Genomic DNA, 3,981 nt, shown 5'->3' with positions numbered 1-3,981 from the left:
TTGTGGAAGGGGAGTTGGGAAAAATCTGAAAATCTTGTGCGGGTACGTACCGATACGGGTTTAATGGTAAGGAGGAGGACAGTAACGGCGAGTGGGGTACAAAGAGCCATTACGACTACGGGTTCAGGATTTATAACCCCTCCATAGCGAAGTTTTTGAGTGTGGATCCGTTGACGGGTTCTTATCCAATGTTGACACCGTATCAGTATGCCTCAAATACCCCAATTGCAGCTATTGACTTAGATGGGCTAGAAGGAGTACTTGCTCCTCCTGCTCCACCCCCAATCCCAATATTGGTTCCTGTACCACCGCCCACGTCAGGAAAGAACTATAATACGGATGCCATTCAGCCGAAACATGTATTAGATGATGAATTTTGGGGAATGGGCGAGCCTTTTCGTATGCTCATCAAGGCTTATACACCAGGTTGGACTGAACAGAAAATAAGCCCTAGTCAACAGGAATTTGATTTTTTGGAGAGGCGGATATTAGATGGTGAGTCTTTGGATGATGAAGAAGTTGATAGGTATGTTGATTTATTAGAGAAAGTTACAGGTGTTTATACTTGGAAACGAATCCATGGAAACTCGAAAAAATCGACTAAACCTCAGATTATATATAGAATCTATGTTGTGGATACCGATGAAACCTTAAAATATGGGATATCTGGTGATGGCGAATCTAGGCCTAAAGAGCAATTAAAGGAATTAAAAGAGCGGTTTGGAGTAGAGGTGGATTTTAAAATTGTCGACAGAGCACCAAATAATGATGAAGCAAGACAGAAAGAACAAAAATTGGTAGATGATTTTTTTGAGAGAGAGGGATTAAAACCCCGTGCTCAAAAATTACCTAAATCAAAATATGAATAATTAAGCCATGCTAAGAGAAATAATAATTTCGGCATTTTTTGGGTATAGCGATCGGAAGAGATTTAATTTGGAAGCCAATATAATTGCTACTTCAGTCTATATTTCATTAAGTGACTTATCATTTAATGCTGGTAATTTTGAAAGCATTGAAATTCATCTAACTCCGAATATCCATGGTAATGAGTACGTGGATTTAGATTGGAAGATTAGTAAGCAGAGCTTATTCGAGTTTTCAAATTACTGGCAATTATCCAAAATTAAAAGATTTGATATTCTTTCTACCATATTAAAATCTGGATTATTGGATCTTGCTGGGAGGTATGATTGGGATAAACACAAAATAAAGCTGGCCTTTAAGAAAGCCTCAGAGAATAACTTTAATGTCACTGAATTCTGGAAAAACCCTATCCAGAATGGGAATTTCAATATTTTCCTTGGTTATGCTTATGAGGAAGAATCCGCGAACATTTTTATTTCTATTTTTGAAAACGATCTAGAAATACAACGACAGAATATATGTAAGGTCTGGCCTAATAAAGACTATTTAAATAGATTCTATGGGAAATTTAAAGAATTAAATGAATTTGAAATTTGTGTCGAGTCTGCCTCAAATGAATTTAGGATCGTCTATAATCTGAAAACTAAATCCGTTGAATGGTATGGACAACGGCCAAGATGGGTAGTTCCTATATAAGTAATATTTCACTACCTATTTCGTGGAAGATCTACGGCTACAACCCAATTCAATGAGTAGTTCAGGCGAAGATCCTAATCGAATACTGACCAACCTACTATGCGCAAGAACTGCTGGAATAAAGAAATGCAATGCAGATTATAGTTATGATGCCAGCGGGGGGGCCGGGATGTAGGGGCGCCTAACTTTAAAACGAAGAGGCGAGAATACGTCTCTGCGTGAAGAATTGGCTGAACTTTATTGAATGCAACAAAATTTCAAAACCAATATGTTAGGAGAAGCCCAAAAGGCTTTTTTTTTTCAATTGAATTTTTTTCAGTTGAAAGAAAAAAGTCCCTATATTGGAGGCCGTGCATAAGGCACAAAAACGTTCTTTAAATGTTGTGAGGGGAAGCTTGAAAAACAGCTGAAAAAGTTGCGTGGGAGCTTACCGATACGGGTTTAACGGGAAGGAGGAGGACCCCGAAGGTATGGGCGGTGGTGGCTCTACTTATGATTACGGTTTTAGGATCTACAATCCTAGGATAGCGAAGTTTTTGAGTGTGGATCCGTTGGCTTCTCAATACGCTGAATTGACCCCGTTTCAATTTGCCTCTAACACTCCGATATGGGCCATAGATATCGATGGTCTTGAAGCTGGATATACCGTATCATACAATGTTTTTGTTGATAAAAATGGCAACTACGTTACAGAACAGTTGCATGATCCAGTTTTAACTATTAAAAATGGTGATTGGTCTGGGATTAGAACAGACAATAAGTTTTTTCACAATGGTAATTTCATTGGAAATAATCAAGATAACGTTTCCGGTTGGAGCGTATGGAGAAAATCCCAACAAAAGGAATTCAATAAAGGAGCTTCAGCTTTAGCCGTTGGGGTATCTACAGTTTTGTTGGCGATTCCTTCAGGAGGCAGTTCCCTTTTTCTGGCAGCAGGATTGGGAGGAACAGAAATTGCCTTGGGTAGCTTCAAGTTATATCAAGCCTCCGAAGGCCGTGTTGAAGAATATAAGAACTTGCCTTTAGGATTGGGTGAGGTTGCAGGTGGTTTTATTGGAGCTCAATATGGGAATGAAATTCTTGGCCAAAAAATAGGTTCGTTTACAGAATCAATGATGACTGGGATTGGAGATGTGAGAAATTTGGGAGATGCTTTGAAAAGCAAGGATGCATTGAAAATCGTTGTCGGAATGCAAAGTTTGTATGACATAGGAAGTGATGGATATCAAGTATTGGATGGTTTAAAGACTGAGATAGATAAAAATTTAAATAGTAATTTAGAAAATGAATAGTTTACAATCGAGCAAATTAATCTATTTTGCTGATAAACGCCAGATGATCAGGTTTGAAACCAGGGTGGCACTCAAAGTAGGTTGGATGTTGGTATTATCCATATTTGCATTGTTCCTGATTTATTATTTCGATGGAAGCAATTATCTATGGATTCCAATATTATTTTTCTCTTTCTTACTGATTTTTGAATTCATTTTTTCTTGGAAAAGGGAAAAAGTCTTATTGACACATTTGGAAATAAATTTAGAAAAATCAATAGTTGTAATAAAGGGCAATATATATAACAGGGAGCTAATACACTGTAATTGTGATCTCGTTGATTTCAGTATCCAAATAAGGTCATTGTTACTGGGACAAATTTTGGCACCCAATTTCCAACTTTTGCTTAAATGCAAAGAAAAAGTTATAATAAAACAACAGGGTAATTCAATTTGGCCCCGTCTAAAACTAAAGGATATGGAAAGAGAAATAAATGCTCTATTGATCAAATAAGATAAATAACTGTTAGGTTTGATCCATTTAGAGGGGCAGTGCCGCGCGGTAGCATAAGCGACCAGAAGGCAGGTATCACGAACATAGAATGGACAAAGTACGGAAAAGTACGTAAGGTTGTTAAGGATGACCTAGCTGAACTTTATGGAGTTGCAACAAAAGTTCTAAACCAACCTGTTAGAAGAATCCCTAAAGGTTTTTTTTTCAATTGAATTTTTTTCTGATGAAAGAAAATAGTTCCTATCTTGGAGGCCGTGCACAAGGCACAAAAACGTTCTTTAAAAGTTGTGAGGGGAAGCTGGAAAAACAGATAAAAATGTTGTGCGGGGGCTTACCGATACGGGTTCAACGGCAAGGAGGAGGACAGTAACGGGGAGTGGGGTTCCAAGAGCCATTACGACTATGGGTTTAGGATATATAATCCGGGAATAGCTAAGTTCTTGAGTGTGGATCCGTTGACTCCGGATTTTCCGTGGAACAGTCCGTATGCTTTTGCGGAGGGGGGTCCCATTTCCAATATCGATCTAGACGGTCTGGAAAAGTATGATTTCAGAACCCATATGAAAATGGGCCAAGGTAGTGGAAACCCGGCTCTTGGGTTAATCACCTACCCTGTCGATTGGTTGGAAGATA

The 3,981-nt window shown here is 38.5% G+C and carries 3 protein-coding genes and 2 pseudogenes; all 5 read left to right on the top strand.

The features are described from left to right. Window positions 1-59: 59 nt before the first annotated feature. Window positions 60-239: pseudogene (locus tag FQ608_RS27870) on the top strand (RHS repeat-associated core domain-containing protein); the annotation flags it as partial. A 144-nt stretch (window positions 240-383) separates the two neighbouring features. Beyond that, the gene (locus tag FQ608_RS27000) at window positions 384-869 is read left to right on the top strand and encodes a hypothetical protein (RefSeq protein WP_317168963.1); all 486 of its coding nucleotides are present in this window, start codon (window positions 384-386) and stop codon (window positions 867-869) included. Between the two features lie 7 nt (window positions 870-876). Further along, window positions 877-1,563, top strand: a complete 687-nt coding sequence (locus FQ608_RS26995; protein WP_158861627.1) for a hypothetical protein — start codon at window positions 877-879, stop codon at window positions 1,561-1,563. 419 nt (window positions 1,564-1,982) lie between these two features. Continuing rightward, complete coding sequence (locus tag FQ608_RS26990; protein WP_158861626.1) at window positions 1,983-2,855, top strand: RHS repeat protein; 873 nt, start codon at window positions 1,983-1,985, stop codon at window positions 2,853-2,855. Between the two features lie 888 nt (window positions 2,856-3,743). Continuing rightward, a pseudogene (locus FQ608_RS26985) lies at window positions 3,744-3,981 on the top strand (RHS repeat-associated core domain-containing protein); the annotation flags it as partial.

This window comes from Lunatibacter salilacus (assembly GCF_009797935.1).
Classification (GTDB): domain Bacteria; phylum Bacteroidota; class Bacteroidia; order Cytophagales; family Cyclobacteriaceae; genus Lunatibacter; species Lunatibacter salilacus.
Note: the sequence above shows the minus strand (reverse complement) of the source record. Positions and strands in the feature narration are given on the sequence as shown.

What these genes read in the sequence shown, in the direction of transcription:
- FQ608_RS26995 (WP_158861627.1), top strand. Translation starts at nt 877, where the DNA reads ATGCTAAGAGAAATAATAATTTCGGCATTTTTTGGGTATAGCGATCGG.
- FQ608_RS27000 (WP_317168963.1), top strand. Translation starts at nt 384, where the DNA reads ATGGGCGAGCCTTTTCGTATGCTCATCAAGGCTTATACACCAGGTTGG.